Annotated in this window: 15 protein-coding genes and 2 pseudogenes; 7 read left to right on the top strand and 10 right to left on the bottom strand. The window is 65.5% G+C overall.

Annotated elements, in window-relative coordinates; genetic code table 11:
* Window positions 1–4: 4 nt before the first annotated feature.
* From E2C06_RS12225 to E2C06_RS12215, 3 genes are read left to right on the top strand one after another with little or no spacing between them, the layout of a single operon-like run.
* The gene (locus E2C06_RS12225) at window positions 5–2,824 is read left to right on the top strand and encodes a toprim domain-containing protein (protein WP_133288882.1); all 2,820 of its coding nucleotides are present in this window, start codon (window positions 5–7) and stop codon (window positions 2,822–2,824) included.
* A 53-nt stretch (window positions 2,825–2,877) separates the two neighbouring features.
* Entirely contained in the window at window positions 2,878–5,199 is a 2,322-nt protein-coding gene (locus E2C06_RS12220; protein WP_133288881.1) for a DotA/TraY family protein, read from the top strand.
* A gap of 27 nt (window positions 5,200–5,226) precedes the next feature.
* Complete coding sequence (locus E2C06_RS12215) at window positions 5,227–5,601, top strand: hypothetical protein (protein WP_133288880.1); 375 nt, start codon at window positions 5,227–5,229, stop codon at window positions 5,599–5,601.
* Window positions 5,602–5,926: 325 nt separating this feature from the next.
* Here E2C06_RS12215 and E2C06_RS12210 read toward each other — a convergent pair whose 3' ends face one another.
* The 3 genes from E2C06_RS12210 to E2C06_RS12200 form a co-directional block, all read right to left on the bottom strand.
* On the bottom strand, window positions 5,927–6,112 hold the full coding sequence (locus tag E2C06_RS12210) for a hypothetical protein (protein WP_133288879.1): 186 nt from the start codon (window positions 6,110–6,112) through the stop codon (window positions 5,927–5,929).
* 355 nt (window positions 6,113–6,467) lie between these two features.
* On the bottom strand, window positions 6,468–7,028 hold the full coding sequence (locus E2C06_RS12205) for a hypothetical protein (protein WP_133288878.1): 561 nt from the start codon (window positions 7,026–7,028) through the stop codon (window positions 6,468–6,470).
* Window positions 7,025–8,005, bottom strand: coding sequence for a thioredoxin domain-containing protein (locus E2C06_RS12200; protein ID WP_133288877.1), 981 nt, complete (start codon window positions 8,003–8,005; stop codon window positions 7,025–7,027). The genes E2C06_RS12205 and E2C06_RS12200 overlap by 4 nt, the downstream gene beginning before the upstream one ends.
* Before the next feature lie 120 nt (window positions 8,006–8,125).
* Between E2C06_RS12200 and E2C06_RS12195 the strand changes: the two genes are divergently transcribed.
* Window positions 8,126–9,001 carry a family 16 glycosylhydrolase gene (locus E2C06_RS12195; RefSeq protein WP_133288876.1) on the top strand — a complete coding sequence of 292 codons (876 nt, stop codon included), beginning with the start codon at window positions 8,126–8,128 and terminating at the stop codon, window positions 8,999–9,001.
* Window positions 9,002–9,008: 7 nt separating this feature from the next.
* On the opposite strand, the gene E2C06_RS12190 is transcribed toward E2C06_RS12195, so the two are convergent.
* The 6 genes and pseudogenes from E2C06_RS12190 to E2C06_RS12180 all read right to left on the bottom strand — a co-directional run bounded on the left by E2C06_RS12190 (window position 9,009) and on the right by E2C06_RS12180 (window position 14,105).
* Window positions 9,009–9,803, bottom strand: coding sequence for a hypothetical protein (locus E2C06_RS12190; RefSeq protein WP_133288875.1), 795 nt, complete (start codon window positions 9,801–9,803; stop codon window positions 9,009–9,011).
* A 693-nt stretch (window positions 9,804–10,496) separates the two neighbouring features.
* Window positions 10,497–11,300 carry a hypothetical protein gene (locus E2C06_RS39305; RefSeq protein ID WP_241671236.1) on the bottom strand — a complete coding sequence of 268 codons (804 nt, stop codon included), beginning with the start codon at window positions 11,298–11,300 and terminating at the stop codon, window positions 10,497–10,499.
* A gap of 67 nt (window positions 11,301–11,367) precedes the next feature.
* Window positions 11,368–12,075, bottom strand: a pseudogene (locus tag E2C06_RS40770) (LPD7 domain-containing protein); the annotation flags it as partial.
* Window positions 12,076–12,242: 167 nt separating this feature from the next.
* Entirely contained in the window at window positions 12,243–12,668 is a 426-nt protein-coding gene (locus E2C06_RS39295) for a hypothetical protein (RefSeq protein WP_241671234.1), read from the bottom strand.
* A gap of 580 nt (window positions 12,669–13,248) precedes the next feature.
* A pseudogene (locus tag E2C06_RS41140) lies at window positions 13,249–13,521 on the bottom strand (relaxase/mobilization nuclease domain-containing protein); the annotation flags it as partial.
* Between the two features lie 89 nt (window positions 13,522–13,610).
* Window positions 13,611–14,105, bottom strand: a complete 495-nt coding sequence (locus tag E2C06_RS12180; protein WP_133288873.1) for a plasmid mobilization protein — start codon at window positions 14,103–14,105, stop codon at window positions 13,611–13,613.
* A gap of 1,749 nt (window positions 14,106–15,854) precedes the next feature.
* Here E2C06_RS12180 and E2C06_RS12175 point away from each other — a divergent pair.
* The 3 genes from E2C06_RS12175 to repC all read left to right on the top strand — a co-directional run bounded on the left by E2C06_RS12175 (window position 15,855) and on the right by repC (window position 19,371).
* Window positions 15,855–16,073, top strand: a complete 219-nt coding sequence (locus tag E2C06_RS12175; RefSeq protein ID WP_133288872.1) for a hypothetical protein — start codon at window positions 15,855–15,857, stop codon at window positions 16,071–16,073.
* Between the two features lie 162 nt (window positions 16,074–16,235).
* Window positions 16,236–18,404: a CHC2 zinc finger domain-containing protein gene (locus E2C06_RS12170; protein ID WP_165982348.1), complete on the top strand. Its 2,169-nt coding sequence runs from the start codon at window positions 16,236–16,238 to the stop codon at window positions 18,402–18,404.
* Window positions 18,397–19,371, top strand: a complete 975-nt coding sequence (gene repC / locus E2C06_RS12165; protein ID WP_165982347.1) for a replication protein C, IncQ-type — start codon at window positions 18,397–18,399, stop codon at window positions 19,369–19,371. Before E2C06_RS12170 ends, repC begins: the two co-directional genes overlap by 8 nt.
* 78 nt (window positions 19,372–19,449) lie before the next feature.
* Here the strand turns inward: repC and E2C06_RS12160 are convergent, their stop codons facing one another.
* Window positions 19,450–20,565 carry a DNA-binding protein gene (locus E2C06_RS12160; protein ID WP_133288869.1) on the bottom strand — a complete coding sequence of 372 codons (1,116 nt, stop codon included), beginning with the start codon at window positions 20,563–20,565 and terminating at the stop codon, window positions 19,450–19,452.
* Between the last annotated feature and the right edge of the window lie 137 nt (window positions 20,566–20,702).

The following is a 20,702-nucleotide window of genomic DNA, read 5'->3' as shown; positions in this document are numbered from 1 at the left end:
AGCCATGCCGGACGGCACCCCCTATCGCGGTCGCGGCAAGTCTGACGCGGCAGCCGACCGCGCGCTCCGGCAGCGCGAGGAATTGGAGCAAATCCAGGAAGGTCTCCGGCGGAGCGCCGGTGACCTCGCATGTCGCCTGATCGGCACGACGGGCCGTCGAGCGGGCAACGATCTTCGCTTTGGCGACACCGGCAAGCTCCGCGTCACCGTGGCCGGCCGCATGATTGGGCGCTGGCATGACTACGGCAGCGGCAATCACGGCGACATGCTCAAGCTGATCCGCGAGCACCAGGGCCTTAGCTTCGTCGCTGCTCTGGATTACGCCCGCGGCTACCTCGGCATGCCGCAGCCGGATTATGCCCGGCCCATGTCCAACGACGAACGCAAGGCCATCGCCGAGCAACTACAGGCGAAGGAGCGGGAACGCGCCGAAATCGATGCGGCCGAGCAGCGGCGGATCGAGGCTGGTTATGTGCGGGTTGCCGCCACCGCACAGCAGCTGTGGGACAACCACGCGGACCGCCCCGCCCCGGCGGATCACCCCTACATCACCAAAAAGGGGATCGACCCCGAAGGCCTGCGGGTCACTCAGAAGGGCACCCTGTTGGTGCCGGTCCGCGATGCTGGCGGTGCGCTGCAGACCTTGCAGCGCATTTGGCCGGACGGCAGCAAGCGGGGGCTGTTCGGGGGCCGCATGCGGGGCGGGAGGCTGATCCTGGGGGAGGTTGCCCCGGATCAACCGGTCCTGTTCTGCGAGGGCGTTGCTACGGGCAAGAGCCTGCAGCGCAGCACGGGACTGCCCGTGGTCGTGTGTTTCTCCGCCGGCAACCTGCGCGGAGTGATGCGGGAGTGGCGGGAGCAGAATCCTGGGCAGGTGATGGTCACGGCCGGGGACAATGACCACCACAAGGAACGCCTTGATCCCCCTAAGGCGAATGTCGGGGCGCTGACGGCAGAGCGCATGCGAGTGGAGATCGGCGCCGTGCCGGCTCTGCCGCCTTTCACCGCGCCCGACCCCGGCACGGATTGGAACGATTTCGAGCAGTCATCCGGTTCGGCGGCTGTTCGCCGGCAGATCGACGGCGCGATCACGGCCGCACGCGCGGCGAAGCAGGAGCAGAGCATGGACGGCGACACGACACTTGCACCCGTCGCGGAAAGTGCGGCGACCCCGGGCGATCCACGTCGGGTGCTGGTCGAGGCAACGGCCCTGGAAGGGATCGTGACGCTCGGCATGGACCCGCGTGCCGCCGTCACGGCCGCCCAGGGCTTCGTGCAGGGCCTGACGGACAATCAGGTCAAGCTGACGCTGGATGCCGGCCCGACCCGCGGCTGGATCATGCGCGCAGATGGCTCCCTGGATCCGGCAGCGACGGCAGCGGCCATCAAGGCGAAGCAAGCGGCGGCGAAGGCAGAACCGGCAGCGCCCAAGGCCGAGGCTGGCGCAGCCTCCCCGGTGAGTGCGAGCCCGAGTTCGGCCGCCCCTGCCGATCCGTTGCGTGGGATGGTCGCCCAGATGGCTGCGCAGGCGGGCAAACTGCAGCAGCAGGCGCCGGATCTGGCAAAGACGCTCACCTCGCTCGACGCCTCGCTATCCTCGCCCGATGCTCTCCGGCACGAGGGTCTTCGCACCCGGATTGCCTGGGCCATCATGGACTACGAGCGCACGACCGGGACCAAGCTCGCCCTGCCTGAGGACCTGAGGCGCGAGATGGAGGAACGGATGGTCAGCTATCCTGGCCTCGGGAACCCTCGGGCGCAGGCCTTGCTGCGCGAAACGGCGGCCATGTCGTCGGTCGACCTGGTCCGCCAGGTGCGCCGCGTCGTGTGCAAGATCGCCAAGGCACGCGATCAGGATACTCCCGAAGTCGCCGATCAGCTGCAGACGCTCGACACCCAGATCCGGGTGCTGAGCGGTGCCGTGGCATCGGAAAAGCCGACTGCGGCGCCGGTGTCGGCCACCCCGGCCACGCCCCCGCCCGCGACCAAGGCCGCTCCTGCGGTCGAAGGCAGCAGCACCGTCGCGGCCTCGCCTGGTCCCGGGGTGCAGGCCGAGGTCAGGACGGACGCCGAGGGCAAGCAGGACGGCGGAACAAAGGCTGGGGCCGTCAAGCCTCCGACGCAGGAGGCAGCCTCCCAGACTGGCGGTGCTCGCAAGTCTTTGGCCAACCACCTTCTGTCCCGCGCGAAGCCGGCACCTTCGGACGGGCACCCGCCTTGGGAGCGGATTACCTCCGGCTTGGCTGAGCGGTTGGAGCGCATGGAGGAGAGCATCGCCGACCGCCGGGCGGCGCGCGTGGTCGCTGACGCGGAGAGCGCCGGGCGGGCTGCGATGACCGCGGTGGAGAGCTTCGTCTCCGGTCTGGGCCGGCACCTGTTGGAGCGGGTCCAGACTGCGGCGGCCCGCGAGGCAGGAGGCGGCCTGAACAGCGTCATCAAGGAGATGCGCCAGGGCGGCAAGCACGCCGACCTGCGGACCGAGTTTGACGAGGCGCTCCGCACGCCCGCCTTTGCCCGTTCCTACGACCAGGCGGTCAAGGCGATTGGCCGCTATGCCGAGGCGCGGCAGGCGCAGATGCAGGAGTTCGGGCGGCGCGGCATCGACCCGGCCAAGGCGGCGGCTTTCGAGCGGATCGACGCCTCTCTCGGCGAGGACGCCGCCCGCATTCCCGGCCGGGAAGGGGGGAAGTCCGCGCTGCAGGAGCTCGCCACGAAGGCCGCAGAGGTATTCATGGCCGCCGTGGACAAGGTCCGCAGCTTGGCCAACGGAGCAGTTTCGGCGAACCGGGCGACTGCCTCTCCCTCGCCGAGCCCTTCGCCGTAGGCCCATTCGCGCCGGCGCGTAGCACCCTCGCCAGGACAACTGGCGAGGCCGTCATGCGCCGTATTCCTCTAGCGTTCCTGTTCGTTGCTCTCGCCGCCGCGCCAAATCTGGCCGCGGCGGCAACTTTTTCTGACCTGACCTGGGGTGCGCTCAGCGATCCCGGAGATGATTGGGCCGCGACGGTCCTGCGTAGTGTCCTGCCGTCGATGGTCCAAGGGGGGACCGAGATGGCCAACCAGCGGACCGTCATCGGGCTGATGGTGGGTTGGCTCTCAGGCCTCGTTTTCATGATCGCCGGGGTCTGGACGATCTACGGGGCGCTGGTCAATCTCATCCGAACGGCATCGCGCGGCACGGCGCTCCACGAGCACTGGCACTGGATGGCGGCGGTGCGGATGCCGATCGCCCTGGCGTTCATGTTCCCCTCGCCAACCACAGGCGTATCTTTCGGGCAAATGGTCATCTACCAGGTCGCCATGAGCAGCATCGGGGCTGCCCGCCTGGTCTATACGGACACTGTCAAAGCCCTCGGCCCTGATGCGGTGCCCATCGCCACGCCGATGATCCCTGGAACCCGCTTGATCGTCTCCGCGCTCCTGCAGAATGAGCTCTGCCGCGCCCTGGTTGTGGCCGCGACCAACAACGAGAGGATGATGCCTCTCCCGCAGCCGATCACCACCGGCCGGCCAGGTGAGGCAGGCGCGGTGACGTGGGCCTATGCCCTCGCGCCGGGCAACGCCACGGGGGCGCCCTTCTGCGGCACCGTGACGGTGCGCTCCCCGGCGGGGACGGCCTCCACGACCCTGATGGGGGTCTCCATGGACATGACCGGGACACAGCGGCAGATCGTCGAGAACGTGGTGCAGCAGCACATCCGGCCGGTAGCACGGCAGGTTGCGGATAATCTCTGGAGAACGCGGCAAGCCGCCGCCCTTGCTCCGATGATGGACGCCTATGTCCGCGCGACCGAAAGCTACACCCGGCAGCTGACCGAGGCGGCGACGAACGTCACCCAACAGCTCCGGGCCGCAGTGACGGCGGACGATCTCCGGCGTGGCACCTATCGCAGCCAGAATCAGGTGGACCGCCTCTGGGCCAACAACTGGTCGGGCGCCGGCGCCTACTCGATGGAATTCGCCCGCCTCAACGGTGCGACGCTATCCGTGCTGGCCAACACCCCGACCGTGACGCCTCCGAGCTTTGAAGGCCTGGGAACCAATATCAGCCGCGATCTCGTCCCGCTTGTCGCTGCCGTTACGCAATGGAAAGAGACCATCAAAACGGTCGCGCAGACTACCGATGGCACCGACACCCCTGGCGGCTATGCCGACCTGTTCAGTGGCACCTCCCCTGATGAGGATGGAGCTTCCGTCCTCGAGAAAGTGCTGCGGTCGCTGCACCTGAGCGAGCGCGTCTTGCGACTGTTCACGGACGCGGCCAGCCCGGCCAAATCGCTGTGGCAGGATCCATTCGCCGACCAAGTGCAGACCGGCCACAAGCTCATGATGGTGAGTTTGGCGGCGCTTGGCCTGGCGGCCATTCTCGCCTCCGGGACTGGCACGGCTGCGACGATGGCGGTCAGTGCCCTGACCCTGAATTTCAGCGGCGTGGCAGGCGCTGCTGTCGGCCACATGGTGATCAGCTATCTCGGGGCCCCTATTTTTGCCGGGCTGATGAGCCTGCTGATCCCTGGGATGATTCTCGCCTTTGTCTTGCCGATGCTGCCTTTCGGGCTGTGGCTTGCCGGCATCGCCGGCTGGCTCGTCCTGGTGCTTGAAGCATGGGTATCGGTGAGCCTGTGGATGCTCGCGCACCTGACGTTCCGAGATGCCGCGCTGCACGGTAACGGCTCATCTGGCTACATCACGCTGGCCAACATCTTTTTCCGGCCGGTCCTGATGCTGATCGGCCTGTTCCTTGGCTACGTGGTCTACGCCGCCCTGGCTTGGCTGATCTCCCGGTTGTTCATGATCGTGGCCGGCTTCGGACTGATGAACGGCTGGATCGTGACAAACTTCATCGGCGTGGCCGTCATGATGTGTATTTTTGCGGCTCTCCACATTGCGGCCTCGACCTACGCCTTCCGGATGATCAGCCTCGTCCCGCACCACGTCTTGTCTTGGGCCAACATGCGTCCTGCCAACCGTGTCGACATGGATGCTTTCGCCCAGCAGGTGGCCGGGGCTGGCATGGTGGGCGCTCTCCAGGGCATCGACGCCTCGGTGGGCAGCATCAGCAATGCTGCCCGCAAGTTTGGCCAACAGCAGGCTATCGCTGGACCGGAAGGCGGGGAGGGTCAGGCCCAGGACCAAAACCCGCGCATGGACGGTACACTTTCGGTCGCGACCGACGTTGTGCCTCCTGGTAAAACCTAGCCAGGGAGCGAGAGGAGGCCACCCACCATGTCAACGCTCATTGGCTACATGCTGGGCCGTGCGAGCGTGAAGATCCAGCAGCAGCACGAGCGCGTCGCTCAGAACATGGTAGACGCCCTCACTGGTGCTGTGGACCCAGAAACGGAAATCCAGAACCTCCGGGCCGAGATCGCCCGGGTCCGTGCGATCGCACTCAAGAACAAGGAGGTCGCCGAGGGTAACCATGCCTCGGCGCTGTCTTGGAGAGCGCGCGCCTTGGAGGCGGAGGCCCGGAAGGAATACTGGGTCGGTCGCGCTAGCGCCGCAGAGGGAGAACTCGAGGAGATCAAGTGCTTCGAGGAAGCCCGCGGGGAAACTTCTGATCCCATTCGCGCAGCTTCACCGCAGGATTCCTCCTGTTAGCTCAGGAGGATGAAATGCGGCTGGCCTTGGTTGGATTGGGTGTGGCTCTCGCGCTATGCGGATGTGAGCGCCGGGGCAATCTGCGGAGCGGCGCCGATTACAACCCGCCGCCCACGCCCTATGTGGCGAACCCCTACTACGACCCCTACATGGCTTATGGCAGCGCCAATGTCCGGTGGCGCCCTCCAATCTATGACCGCAGGGGGACGATCGTAAGGCCTGGTTCTGGGGATCTGCCGGCGGCCAGCTCCACTCTGCCGCCCGGCGTTTTCTAGCTCGCGCTAGCGCCGATAGCGAACATTAGCTGCGTTGCCTTGGGCGCCTGTCAGCCCAGGGCCTCGCGGACCAAAACCCAGTCTGACGCCGCGATCAGTCCTTTGGCTACCGCATCGCGGCCAGCCTGGACAAAGCCGATGCGCTGGGCCTGCGCCAGTAGCCGGACCTGTTCATAGACCGCAGCCAGCCGATCGGCCTCAGCCTCGATCGCCAATCGGTCCAGCTCGGTACTCACGACGGGTGCCGGTACAAGGCTGGCGGCTCGGATAGCGGAATCGGCTGTTTAGGCATGCCGCCCTTCTACCGCAATTCGGCGATGATGTTCTAGTTTTGTTCTGTGTCAAAGCACCTGGACGGCTCACCGAAGCCCATAGATCCGTTATGGTACAGGCGTCACGACGGGGTGCTGCGAGCGCGGTGCCGCTGTGGGCACCACGCTGAGATCCGCTTGGTCGAGATTGAGCGCCGCCATCGGCTGTCGCCGAGCATGCGTCTCTACGAGGTGATCGGCCGGCTCCGCTGCTCCCGCTGCGGCCGCCGGCCCGGATTTGCGGATGTGGTCCGCAGGTGACGGGCCACGCTGCAGCCTTCTAGCGGAGCCGGATGGCTCCACGGCGGCTGGGCAGGACGGTATCCGCGGTGCGGAAAAACTCACCAACCCCGCCAAGGCGCCGGGTCCGGACCTGCCAGTTGTGGAGCGCAGCCTCAAGCGCCTTGGCCCCTAGCGCCAGTGTCAGGATCAAGGTCGTCACCCCAGACCACACGCCGGCGAACTCCGGCGGCGACGCGATCGCCGCCGCGACCCAGGAAAGGAAGCCCGCCGTCGCCACACTGACGCACGCCCAGAATGTGGTCGCGGTTCGGCGCAGACGCATCGCCAGCAACACCTCAACCTGAGCGGCCGTAACCCCCCCAAGCTCAGCGGTCAGCGGGACATCGATACTGCCATCAGGGCCAGTGACGATTGTCACCCCCGGAGACCTGGGCGAACGCACGACCGTCCAAAGCCGCTGGATGTTCTGCGCCTCCAGCCGGATCGCCTCGGGATTGGTGGCCTCCCACGCACCGCGCGGGTAGGCGGTCGCCACCCTGAGGCTTTTGCGGCCGATCCAGCGGAGAGCGCTACGGCGGGGCTTCTCGTCGGCGCTCACCGCTGCGCCCCCGTCAGGGAGGCGATGACCTGATCGAGATCCTGACCGCCCATTTGCGCCCGCGGGGTGCCGTCCGCTTGCCGCCAAACGAGTGTCGGCGTGGCCTGCACCTGCAGAGAAGCGGCGAGCGCCATATTCCGCGCCAGTCTGGCCCGCCCATCGTCGGTAGGAGCAAAGCTATCCGGCCGCTTGGCCCGAACCGCATCCACCATGCCCCGCCATGAAGGATCCATAGCCTCGGAGGGTTGGCTGAGCAGCGTCTGCGCTGCCGGCGTGCTGCGACCGTTAGTCTCGTGGTCGATCAGGGCGAGCGGCACCATGGCGACTTGGATCCGACCAGCTGCGATGTGGGGACGCAGGGCCTCGATCAGGCGGACCGAGAACGAGCACAGCGGATCGATGAAGGCGTATAGGCGCGGCGCGTCCGACCGGCCGGCGACGCCGAAGTCTGCCTTTTCCAGCTTCTCCAGAACAGCATTGCCGTCCTGGGCCTGGGGCGCCGCCTGTACAGATTCCTGGGGCCGGCCTTGGTTACGCATGTCGACGCTCGGAATGACGCCGGGGATGATACTGGCGCGGCGGATTGTCAGATCGCGTTTGGCGGGATCGGGCTCGGCCATGTCCATTAGCCGGCCGCTGCGCACCGCGAAGCGCCCGGAGCGGCTGACATGGAATACCTCCATGTTCTCGCCGAGATACGCGAAGACCGTCCTGATCCCGTCGTCGGTGCCGAGGTCGAGGAGCGTCGCACCGTTCTTGGCGATGCGGGCGAGCGCAGGGCTGCGGGCAATCTCATCCGCCCCGATCACCGGGTAGACATTGCGGTCGGCGGCGCTCGCCGGCACAACCTGAGCCGGAGTGACCGCCGGCGGCGCGGCGGCGGGCTGCCCCTGGCCGTCGATGGAGCAGAACTGCTGCGCTAGCGCGATGCCGGGGGCGAGTAGGGCAACAGAGCAGAGCAGGGCGAGGCGGCGCATCGGGCTCTCCGTATTTCTCATACGCCCAATGTGCTGGCGACCGGCGCGAATGGGCGCGCGCCGTTCGCGCCGGTTGGCCCGACCTTCCTCGCGGGGCAGTTCCCCCGAGGACAAGAAAGCATGGTTGCCACCGTGGCGGCGTTGCCGCCCTTAGCGTCGATGGATTTCGACTGGCAGAGCGCCGACTTCAGTTACCTGGCCAATGACACCGGCCAGGGATTTGGCACGGGCAGCCCGCTCGAGCTCCACGCGGCGGGCTGGGATTTCAGCTGGTTGCCCGACAACCTGCCGCCGAAGCTCTCGCCCGGCGTCACTTTTTACATCCCGAACCTGCCGGACATTCCCACCGGCGGCAGCGTCGACACCAACGTGGACCCCTCGAAAGGTTGGGTGGAGACCTTCGATCACGGGCCGGGGCGGTTGTCCCGGGTCTGGGGCGAAGGTGTGGACTTTAGTGTCCTGGGCCAGGTGACGATCCATCGAACCGCCAGTGATGGAGACAGCGGGATGATGGTGCCCCCTGTGGGCAGCCCCGATTCCGGCAATGGCTACGGCTTGTTCAGCTGGACGCTCAGCACGGCGGGGCGCATCGGCGTTTACGCGGATGTCTGGCCTGGCACCGACAAGTGGCCCGGCCCCGAACTCGACATGCTGGAGTTCACCCCGGAGGGCAAGGCGTACTCCACGATCCACTGGAAGGCCGAGAACGGCACAGCGGACGGCATCAACGCGTTCAGTTCCTACGGAATGGATGGGTTCGACGCGACCCAGAAGCACACGTATTCGCTGCTGTGGAAGCAAGGGCAGCTGTCCGGATTTGTGGACGGCCACCAGATGTGGAGCACCACCGATCACGTGCCTCTGGATTACGCGCATGGGGGCGAGAACCTTGCCCTCGGTATCGGCGTGCAGACATCTTGGAACAAGCAGTTCCAGGATGCGGGCATCGACAATTCGATCACGATCTACGACGCGGGCTGGTCGCCGATCGGCTGACGGCTGATCAGATGTGCATCTGCGGCGGCGCATGTGCGGGCTCAGGCTCAGGCCTGGCGTGCCGCTCCGGCGCCGCCGCATGCATGGGATCATGGCTCGCTGTGATCGCCGCGGACAGGGAGGCCTCGTGCTCGGCCAGCAGCGTTTGCTCACGGCGCTGCAGGTCGCTCAGCATCTGCGGCGCCAGCTTCTGCACTTGCTGGAATATCTCCCACCGCTCGCCGCGGCGGCTCGCTAGCTCGGCGCGGCGGACCTGGTGGGCGGTCACGTCGACGGCTATCTGCAGCCCGGCGATCGTCTGCTCACCGGCACCGTTGCGCTTAGCTTCCGCCAGGTTCTGCCGTGCCTCAGCCGCGTGACGGTCGAGGATGCGGAATTGCTCCGGCTGATCCCGCCGCACCTGGCGGGCCCATAGGGTGTCGGCATCGCCAACGCGGGGTATCTGGATCGAGGTCCGCTGAGCTAGTTCCGCGCGGAGGGTCCGGATCTCGCTGAGGCGCTCGCGTAGCAGCGCGAGTTGCTCCCGTGCACCAGCCGCAGAACCTTGCCACGCCACAGACGCAGGCGCGTAATCGGCCTCGTCCATTTCGCGGAGATCGACGAGGCGCCGAGCATGAACCTCCGGCTGCTGGACGCCGGCGGCCTTCAGAACCTTCCTCCCCAGCCTGACCTCCTCCTCCCGATCTTCGTATGACCGGGCAGGGCTGCGCGTGCCGTCCCGCTGCTGCGGCAGTCGGCGCGGCATTTGGTGGCCGGCAGACCCAATCGTGCCGGTCGAGCGGGTTGCCGTCTGCGGCGGCATAGGCGGAATCCCCTGGCGTGGTGAGGTGGCGCCAGGGTTCAGAGTATCGCGGGCGACCTAATCAGTTACCAACGCCGGACCTCGCCCTCTCTTATCGAGGCTGCTTCGTTGGATCGTATGTAGATGAAGGGTCGTGTTCGGCCACGTTGTCGACGTTCGTAGGTGTTGGGTCGCTCTCGCCCCTTATCTTGGCTAGGAGCCAACGGTAGTTGCTGTCGGGCGTGAATCCGTAGCTGTCCACCCGAGCCGCTTGTGCGATGGCAGACTTCAGGCTCGGGCCGAGGCGATCGAGCCCGATTACGGGACTATCGGGGCGCAGAACGATGACTGTAGGAGGAGGTTCGCCCCGCCGGTCGGCGTCCGCTAGGCGCTTGAGGGCGGCGACGCCTCCCGCGCAGAGGACCACATGGTGTGGGTCCCCCTGCAGTATCGGCGCGAAGGCCTCGTCGCTGTGCTCCGCGATTCTCGGCGTTCCCCCGCTCTTCGCGTGCCGAAGAACAGATAGGACCTTGCCCTCGTTCCTGCCTGTGAATCCGACAGCGTCCGGGAAGTAGTGGACGAACCCTTCTTCCTCAGCCCTCGCCACAACCTTGCCGGGGATGTCTTGTTTGCTCAGCCAATCGCGCCCCGGCTGGATGTATTGCCGCTGATACGGCAGGCCTGGCCGTGGCCCAGACGCTTTATCTGTAGCCCCTACGGAAGACCGAGCACTTGCCTGGCGTGGCGCGCCACCCTTTCCATTTGACGCACCCACTCCGGATCCCAGTTTCGGCTGGCCTCCTCGATGAGGTGCCACGCCGTCGCCAGGATCAGGTCCTCGCCGGCTCCGATCGGCTGCATCTCCACGGCTTGCTGCCGGTACTTGTCCAGGACCTGTAGGTTTTGCGGCTCGCTTTGCGATCGAATCGCTAGGATCCGCCACGCGACCGCCAACGGCGAGATCCCGCTCTCGCCGCTTGGCTTCCTTGGCCCGCTCCATTTTTTCTCGCCAAGCGAGCTTGGTCCCGGCCGGCCGCTCTCTTGTAGATCCGTCAGCAGATCCGCGGACGCGACGAGTAGGTCGCCCACTCGTTCGCGGCTCTCGGTCAGGTCGGCTTTCAGTTCCACCATCAGGTCGCTGAGCGCCCCTGGGGTGCTCGTCTCCCGGAACGCGCTTAGGTCTTCCTGCAGGACCGTCATGGCCTCCCGCTGCAATGTTGTCTCCTGGCGTAGGGCCGCCACTTCCGCCCGGAGTTCCCGGCTCGCCGCCTCCTGCCGCTCCGCGGCTGCGCGGAACATGGAAATCTCGGTATGAAGGATCTGCATGCCCTCGATCAGGGCCTTGGCGGTCGGCTGAATCGTCTGGCGCAGGCGTTCCGCCCGGCCCTCCTCGCCGCGCTCGATCTTCTCCGGGATCTCGTTCAGGGTCTCCTGCAGGTCCATGAGCTGCTGGATCACCGGAGCCAGGGCGGACTTGCTCATAGCGATCTGCACCCGGCTGCGGCTTTCCTCCCGCATCTCTTGTATCCGGCCCATCAGTCTCTCTGTCCCTCTCAGCGTGCCACTGCGCTACCAGGGCTGCTGGCGGCTCGTATCCATCGACCGCCAGACCTGCGCGTTGGCAGGCCAGCCACGCGAGGCGGCGGAATTCCTCGCTCTCGCTCCGCATGCGGATGCCCTTCCAGCCCTTAGCCTGAGCCATGGAAACCATCACCGCCGCCGCGGCTGCCGGTGACGTTCCCTCTCGCCAGGTCGCCGACACCTTGGGACCGGCGTCGACTAGGCGCGCCATGTCGCGCAGGCCTATCTCGACCGGCCCGGTCGGGCGGTTGGATCGGACATAGGCGATATGGGCGGCAACCTCAGGAGCGAGGCTGTTGCGGTAGATTCCGGCCAGTCGCTGCCACGCGTACCAGCCGGCAGTCCCAGCTTGGCCGTGCCCCGGCTCAATCTCTGCCTGGTGCTCCACCGGAGGCAGCGCTTCCGGGATGGGCGGCGCTTTGGCCTTGGCCTGCCGCTCCGAATCCCATATCGCACGCACCTCCGCCGGAGGTTGGTAATCGCGGACTTTGATGCCGGCGCGCATGCACGCCAGCCAAGCGTCCGCCTTGAACTGCTCGTCGTCGCCGAGCAGCCGAACAGAATCCCAGCCCTTGGCCTCGGCCATGGCAACCATGGCGCCGATCGCCGTCTCCGACAGGCGGCCGCCGCGCCAGGTGGCTTTGATCCGGTCGCCGGTGTCTGTCAGCCGTGTGCCATCACGCAGGCCGAGGTCCAGATGGCCGGGGTGCACCTCGATCCAGTCGAGCTGGCTCCCGAGTGCCCGGTGGTAAACCTCAGCCAGGCGCCGCAAGCGGAGGCGTTCGCGCTCAGGATCCGCCCGGCGACGGGGCGCGCCGCCCCAGGCGATGGTGACGCTGATCTCGACCTCGACATCACTAGCGGGGTCGCTTCCCTGGCCTAACCCATTATCCCGCGCCTTGTCCCGCCCCCGGTCTGGGCCAGGGTCGTGATAGCCCGCAGGAGCTGGTCCAGCTTCTGCTCGAGTTCCTCCTGCCGCGTCAGCATTCGGTAGTTCGCGGTCGACAACTCCTCCAGCAACTGAACGATCTGCTCGGTTTTGCTCGGGCCGTCCGGAGTGTCGAGCAGCACTTGCAGGTTCTGGACCCCGTCCCGCGTTTCGATGATCGCCTCTCCGATCGGGTCCTGGCCGCGCGGCGGCTGTGGCGTTCCTTGGTTCGGGTTCGGTCGGGCCCGGTCTGGCCCCTTCCACCCGCCCTGCGCCCATTCCGGCAGATGCCGCGGGTCGGTCGGTGTCTCGACCCTCTGTGCCGAGGCTGGCAATGCGCTCGGGATGTTCGGGACTCCGGAGGGCGGATTCGGCATCGTTGTACTTCCTCAGGTCGGCTGTGATGGCGGCCAGCCGGTCGAGCCGGTCCGCGGGAGCGGCTCGGAGGCTGGTTTCCAATTTGATGTCGTCGACTACGGCGGCAGCGATGGCGGCTCGGTCGATCTCAGCGCGGCGCTCGCCTAGCCTGCGCTCAATCGATTTGGCGTCGCAGAGCCCGCCGATCTGAACCCCCTTGTAGTAGACCGGCTCTTCGCCGCCCTCCCACGCCGCGGTCATGCCGTAGCTGATGCCAGTGACCCGGCCGCGGCCGATCGTAATCCGCGCCTCAATCCCGACTGCGGCCAGGGATTGGCGAAGACCTTCAGGTGTTCCGTCCCCTAGGGCGATCGCCTCAGCCACAGCCTCGGCGACGTCGTTTTTCGGAGATGAGCGCCCACGGCTGCTCCACATCTCCATCTCGTCCTGAGAGATCCTCAGCCCGGCGCGGGGGCCGGCGCCGGGGATCTCCTGGTCGAGGTCGCGGCCCTTTGTGACCGACAAGCCGTAGCCCGCGAACTCCACTTCCAGGGCCTGGGTAGACGCCTGCGCCGTAAATGCGTCGTTAACCCCGTGCCACAGGCTCGCGTCCAGGGCGATCCGCGACGCAATGATATGGACGTGTTGGTGGTCCGTGTCGGTGTGGAGGACCACGACAAATTGGTGGCGGACCGGGTCGAGCCCGACATTGCGCATGTGCTGGTGCGCGACCTCGTCCCACTGCTCGGCCGTGAGGGTCTCGTTGGCTGGGAGCGAAAGGGTGCAGTGCCACACCGGGCGGGTCACTTCCCGCCGCTGCGCCCGTGAGATGCCGAACTCCGACGAGAGCTGCCGGGCAGTCCGGCCAACCATGTTGCCCCCAACGATGGCGCACTGGTTGCCGCGATCCAGGGCATATCGGAGCAGGCCGCCAAAGCCCCCACCGCGACGGACGTTGGCCTTCATGGCTGGCCCATCCCATCGTCGAACCCGTCCTCGTCCTCGAACCACTCATCGGGTGCCGAGTCTCCGTCGGCATCAGCTAGGTCTTCGGGAAAGGGGTCCTCGATCTGGCGGCCCAATAGGGCGAGCCGCAGCGCCCTCAGTTCCCACGCCGTCTGGGCGATAATCACCTCGAGAGGTGGATCCAGATGAGGCGCCAGTAGCGCCAGGCGCTCGCCCGCGGCGGCGTTGGCGATCGTGGTCATCGCGCCGGCCCAGCGCCCCAGATTGCTCCACGCGGCCTGGTTGACTGCCGGGATGATCGGCGGCGTTCGGCCCGCGGCCAGATCAAAGATGAACCGGCCGACACTTCGTTCGCGCCCGGCCCTCGCCGCCTTCTTCCGCATCCGCTCGTATTCAGCCGGCGTCATCCGGATCATGAGGCGCTTCGCCCGGAGATTCTCTGGTGTTTTTTTCGGTGCGCCACGGCGGCGCTCCTTCACTTTCGCTGTCATGGGCGGGCGCCCCCCTCGGCCATCAAAGCGAGGTGCACGCGTTCTTCTCGGGCTGCCATCCGGACGACAAACCATGCGCTCAGCCACCTAGCTGCCAGGTGCCGGGTCTGTTTTTCAGGCGTCTTCTCGTCCAGTCTCAACACCATCTGGCCCCGTTCCGGTGGCGCCGCCATGGCGCCGTTAGGGTACCGCCGCGGCACCCTCCCGGTGCCCTGGCGGCATAACTGTTTATCCAATTCCCGGGCCGTGGCCGGGGCTGGATCGGGCTGGCCAGAGGCCAGACCCACCCCCGCGATAGCGGGGGTCGGCGCCAGAGGCGCCGGGGGGCAGACTGGGGGTCCCCGGAGCGGAGCGAGGGGGGGACGATTAAATGGCATCGCCATTTATACGTCCCTACCAGCCGCCCTTTTTGCCTAGGGAGATATTGCGCCAGGATTCGGAAACCCAATCCTACCAGCAGAGGCCATGTTTCGGCGGATCACTCGCGGCGCCCTGGCAGTGCTCGGTACTGATCTGCCCAGAAACAGGATGCTGAAGTCTGCTTCAAGGGCAGAGGCGTTCCATTGCCCAGAGAGGCTGTTTTTATGGTCGCATTGGAACGCAGTGCCATATCTGCCCGGATGCTCTGATCACCGCAGGTTCCGAGACTGCGGTTATCCTCTCTACAGCGCCTAAGTCGGGCGCGCTCTCAGGTTGAGGTTCGTGCCCTATGTCGGATCTACCGCTGTTCCAGGTTCCTCCTCCGGCTGCTCGTAGTCGCCAGGGAAGCACCAGCTCAGGGCGTCGGGCCAAAATAGCGAGGCAGGTTGAGCGCGCTAAAATTGTTCGGATCAGGATCAGGCGGACCGACAACGACGGCCGAGTGTTCCGGACTTCCTTCTCACTCGACCGGACCGTATTCGACGTCGCCGCCCTGATTTGGGGTGGAGAGGACACCGCTAGGTTGCGGCTGGTGCAACTGGCCGAGGCAACCTGGGCGGCTGACAATCGAGCGCGGCAACACGCCGATGCAGAGGGCCGCTCCTACAGTGCCGCTGTTTCAGTCAGCCGGTTTGTCCAGGCGGCGGTGATCGCTGATGCCGCTGTTCGACTGCGGCAGTTCAGGGACCAGGGGCTTCTCCCTCTGGTTTTGCCGGCACGCCGGAGGACCGGTGCGAGGACCACCCAGTCCGCGGAAAATTCCACAACAGACGCGGCTGGTTGATCCGCCACACGCCCTTGTCCGGCTCAACCGGATTGCCCTCAGAAGCCGAAGTCGGTGCCCGAGATTTCTTCGGTTCGTTCAAGCACGGGTTAACGAAGCAACATATGCGAAGGGAAGCCCCCCTTCCTGCCGTCTCCATCAGGCCAGACGCAGGCGGCGCAAAGCGCCTGCGTCTGGCCTGGAGAGATCTTTGGAGATCTCTCCAGGATAGATTCTAAGGACGGCTCGCAATGGAACGCTCCGAAACAACCAATAAGCCTTTGAAAATAAAGGATGATTTCGGTATGCCAATTTGCACGGAATATAGGAGTTAGGAAGGGCCAACATAGGCGATGGGAAGGGGGAATATAGGCGTTAGGAAGGGGGGACATAGGAGTTAGGAAGGGGGGGAGGGGTGGAAGGCGGAAATATAGGCGTTGGGAAGGGGGGGCGGGGCGTCCGATATAGGCGTTCGGAAGGGGGGCCTTGGTCGGAAAACGGTTGCACGAATCACTCGCAACGACACCTCAAGATGCGCCATACCTTCTGCCCGGGAAGACGGCGAGATGGGGATGAAGATGTCCGACTGTGTGGCCATTCCCCGGGTGAAATGGGGAACGAAGTTGTCCCTCGACGTGATCGAAGCGCTTCGTGCGGCGGGCTATGACACGCGGCAGGATCTCAATGAGATCGTGGAGAAGCTGATTCGGGAGAACCTCCCGGCCCGCTATTTAGCGGAGGGGCTCGCTCGGGCGATCAAGATCGTGGAGGGCTCGCCGACCTAGCCTAAACAGAACGGGCTTGGTTCGGTGACACGAACCAAGCCCGTTCCGCTTCTTCCAACAAGGGCTGCTGCTACAGCCCGGGTGCCGTGCATCATTCTATGCAAGTGCACCTAAAACGCAAGGGATGGGTGCCGTATGCCTCCGAAGTACGAGGCGTCTCTCGTGGACGTCAAAATCGCCTCTGGGCCGTTGGTTGATTACGTGGGGCGGTATGTGCGCCTTCAGCGTAGGGGCCGCCAATCGCAAGGGCTGTGCCCGTTCCATGCCGAGCGGACGCCCTCCTTTTACGTCTATAGCGACCACTTCCACTGCTACGGCTGTGGCGCCCATGGTGACCTATTTGATTTCCTCGCTAAAGTTGAGAAGCGGGATCTCGGCGAGGTCATCCGCGATTTGCGTGATCGGAGCGGGTTGGCGAATGCTCCGTCTGCCGCAGCCCAGGAACGCCTTGCGGCCCACCGGCAGGCTGTAGAAGCTCTCGCCAGCGAGCCCGACTCTTACGAGCTCGTCTCCCCTCAGCCAGCCAACATTCCCCCCCTTTGGCCTGGTGAGGGTGCGCCGACGGTGGCGATCCTGCGCCCCGCAGCAGCGCTGACGGAGGCGCTGAAGACCCAACTGCCCGTTGCCGCCTTGCACGCGTTTCAGGGCTATCGCGGCGAGATGCTGGGGTATGTCGTGCGGACCCCCAAAAATCGCCACGGAAAGAAGGGGGCTTTTCAGGTGGCGTGGTGCCGGAACGTCCTACTCGCAGACGGAACGGTACAGGAGGGCTGGACATTCGTCAGTTTCCCGGAGCCGCGACCTGTCTATGGGGCTCCGCGTGTGTCCGACGCTCGGGAGGACGGCCGCCCGGACCGGTATCTCGTAGTCGAGGGAGAAAAGTGCGCTGACCGCGGCGCCGTGCTCAGCGACTGGACTGTTGTGAGCTGGGTCGGTGGCACCAACGCCTGGCTCAAAACCGATTGGAGCCTGATTGCCGAAGGTGAGGAGGTCGTGCTTTGGCCAGACGCTGACGCGAGCCGCGTAGGCCACAAGGCCATGGCCAATTTGGGCAAACACCTAGCGGCTCTCGGGTGCCGGAATCTCCGGTGGATTGAGCCTCCCGCCGATGCCCCGAACAAATGGGACCTGGCTGACGCGGTCGATCTGGATGGATGGACGGCAAACCGCCTGAGCGAGTTCGTGGCCTCCGCTCAGCCCTGGCGCCCAGAGGCCACGGCTGAACCGGCTCTGGAAAGCGCCGAGGGGTCCTTGCCCCCCGGTATGCCTCCCCGCCCGCCTGCTCGGGACAAGGTCCTGACGGAGCAGGAAAGGGTCAGCCTGCAGAAATTCGAGGCTCGGCGGCGCCCGTTCTTGGCGGTGGTCAACTCGCCCCCGCCAGTGCTGCAGTTCGCATTGCCGGGCTTCCTACGAGGAACGGTTGGACTGTTGGTGGGCGCCGGTGGCTCCGGGAAGAGCTGGGCGATGCTTCAGAGTCTCATTTGCCTAGCGGCCGGGCTGGACATCTGGTCGCTCTGGTCAGACATGCCAGACACTATTGTCCACCTACCCTGTCCGGCGGGACGTTGCCTGTATCTGGCAGCTGAGGACCCGCAGGAAATCGTCGACTGGCGCACCCACCACCTTGGCCTGGACGCTGCGGAGCGGCTGCGCGCTGCCGGTTACGACGTGAACCGGTATTTGGACCTGATTGACCAGAATTTGGGGACCTTCAGCCTCTACGGCGGCGGCCAAGAAAATGCCTTCGCAGTTGCGCCGAGCCGAACCGAGACCGTGGTGCAGCGTGGACCTCTCTACGAAAATCTCGTGCAGGTCGGATTTGGAAGTCTTGCGATCGGCATGGACACGCTCGGCCGGGTAGCGTCGACCCTGGAAGAGAAGGAAGGTGTCGATATGGGCCAAGTCATTGACTTGGCTGAGGCCCTGACAGTGGATACTGGGCGTGCGAATGTATTGTTTTCGCATCACGTCACAAAGAGCGCTGCCTTAAACGGACAGGCCCAGGAACAACAAGCCGTTTCTGGAAGCCGCAAACTGACCGACCATGTGCGGTGGCAGGCAAATATGGCGACAATGGACGCCAATACTGCCAAGATCCGCGAGATTGATGACACTGATCGGCGCAAGTGGGTCAATGTTGTGGCGGCGAAAATGAATTACGCCTCGAATGACGGCGCCCGTTGGTGGCGGCGCACCGAGAACGGGATTCTGGTTGGTGGATTTAGCCCACCCGAACAGCAGCAAAGGCAGCCGAACCTGGCGGGCGGGTCTGTCAGCGCCCGGCCGGGCTCGCACATGGCTCGGATGTCCCGGGAGGTTGCCGGTGAGTGACCTGCTATCAGCTCCTGCGGAGGCCGAGGGCTTCGCAAGCGTCGAGCGGAGTTTCGCTAAAGTCGACGGGCTCGTGGTGCCAGTTCGAGGTCATCGAGCGGGCGGTTTCGAGTTGTATTATCCTGGCCGGGAGGAATTCAACACCGACGGGATGAATTTCACTTTCCGCATCTTTCAGCAGCTTGGGGCTTGGGACGAATCAGTTCTGCTCGTCTTGCTGAAGCTGCTTGGGCAGCGGGGAAAGATTTTGTTGCCCGACCCCGTTGGCCCAAACCTACGCCATGTCCGGCAGCAGCTGAACGCTGGAGGAGAGGCATTGGCACAAGCGACGGTTCTGCTGTCCGGCACGTCGTATTCAGAGATACTTCGGAACATGGGGCTCAGCACTGCCGGTCGGGGACGCCGACTGCTGCGAGAGAGCTTGCAGCGGCTGAGCGCAATTACCCTCTGGATCAAGCACCGCAGCGGAGCGGAGGGCAGCTCAAACCTGCTGGTGGCTCAGGCTGCGCCGAACGGCGATCTGCTGATCTCGATCCACTACCTGTTAGCGAGGGCGTTCCTGTCGGAAAGCCACTGGGCGCGGATTGATCTCGGCGAGCGGTGGCATCTATCCAGCGACATCGCCAAAATTCTCCATCGCTGGCTTAGTGCCTGGTTGGACGAAGGTGAGACCAAGCCAGCCAGGCTCTCGACCCTGGAGCGCCATGTCTGGGGAAATGCTGCTACGGGCCTCGACAGGGCGCGCCGGTTCTCGGATCTCAAGGCGGCATTCCGGGAGATTGAGTCTATTGGCACTGGCTGGATCGTGGCAGGCACCGATCAACGCGGAGATTGCACATGCCGGATCACCCGGCCGCTTCGGTCCACGTCGGTTGCGAATGAAGCCGTGCTGCCGGCGCTCGACGTCCAGGGCGAGATGCCTATCGAGGCTTCCCTCTCCGCTACAATCAATGTGGAGAGGGTCTAAGGCGCGAACCACCAAGCGGCCGCCGATCTCGCGCGCCGCCTTTTAGGGGAATGTCCCGGTCCTCGCCGCCTTCCCCGCTTATAGGAGGCTGTCCCCATCCTCTGCCGGTGCTGCCGCCTTCCCCGCCTTCGGTGGAGTGCTCGCGGCACGGGCAGTACGCCCCTCACCCCCTCGCCGCTCAGCTTCCAGTGCCGTGACCCGTTCCTCGGCGATCTGTCGCCCGCGGCCGACTTCGGCCAGCTCTGCCGTCAGGACCGCAGAACGCTGCTCGGCGTCTGCTACCGTGCGCTGTGCAGTCTGTAGCGCCGTCTCCGCCTGGCGACGCTCTGTGCGCTCCGCAGCGAGATCCGCCAGCGTGCGCTCCTGCTCGGCGCGGAGGGTGCGTTCGGTCGCCTGGGCAGCCGTAGCCTGCTGACGTGCGGTAGCAATCTCGGCCTGGTGGGCATCGCGGGCTTCCTCGATTTGCTGCCGGGCCGCGGCCAACTCCGCTGTCACGCGACCAACGTCAGTCTGTCGGACGGCCTCCGCTCGCTCCAAAGCCGCGCGGAGGTGGCCGACCTCATCACGCATGGCTGCCGCCTGTGCCTCGGCTCCTGTCTGGGCCTCTCGTGCAAGTTGGGAAGCCCTGGTAAGGCTGTCCCGCTCTGCCTGGAGAGCGGCGGTCTGCGTTTCCGCCTCCTGTGCGCGGTCGAGGGCTTGCCTCTCTCGCTCGGTCAGGCCGGCTATCTGAACGCGGGCTTCGCCGATCTCTGTTCCCAAGCTGGCGATCGCGTCCCCTCGCCGGTCCATTTCGGTCTCTGTCGCGTCCACACTCGCCTCAGCGAGGTCGAGTTGCTCTTTGATGCGCTGTTCGGATGCCTGCAGATCGTCTGTGATGCGCCGGAACGTCGCATCCGCGTCCTCTCTCGCATGGCGATGGATCGTGCGGACAATGGTGTCCAGTTCGGTTGTGAGTGCGGTCTGCGCCGCGGCTACGAGCTCGAGCAGTGGGGCTGGCAGGCTGACGGTGTCGACTGGCTCGGCCGCCGGTGGAGCCGCGTCTCCCTTTGCTGTCCAGACGGCCAGTAGGCGGCGCGGGTTGCCGCGGTCACCAAGTTCGCGGCGTATCGACCAGCCGTTGATCTCCTTGCCGCGGGTGCGGACCCGACGCGCCGCCTCCAAAACCTCAGATTCTGTTACGAGCGGGGGACGCATCCGAGCTGGCTCCGTTAGTTAGTATGTTTGGCTAAACGAACTAACCGCAAACAAACTAACTAATGGCTACCTTTCGGCGCACCCCTCCGTTCGATCTCGGGCCGGACTGTGCTGAGGCCGATGGCGGGGTGTCGACT

Origin of the sequence: Dankookia rubra (assembly GCF_004355005.1) — a bacterium.
Taxonomy (GTDB): domain Bacteria; phylum Pseudomonadota; class Alphaproteobacteria; order Acetobacterales; family Acetobacteraceae; genus Paracraurococcus; species Paracraurococcus ruber_A.
Note: the sequence above shows the minus strand (reverse complement) of the source record. Positions and strands in the feature narration are given on the sequence as shown.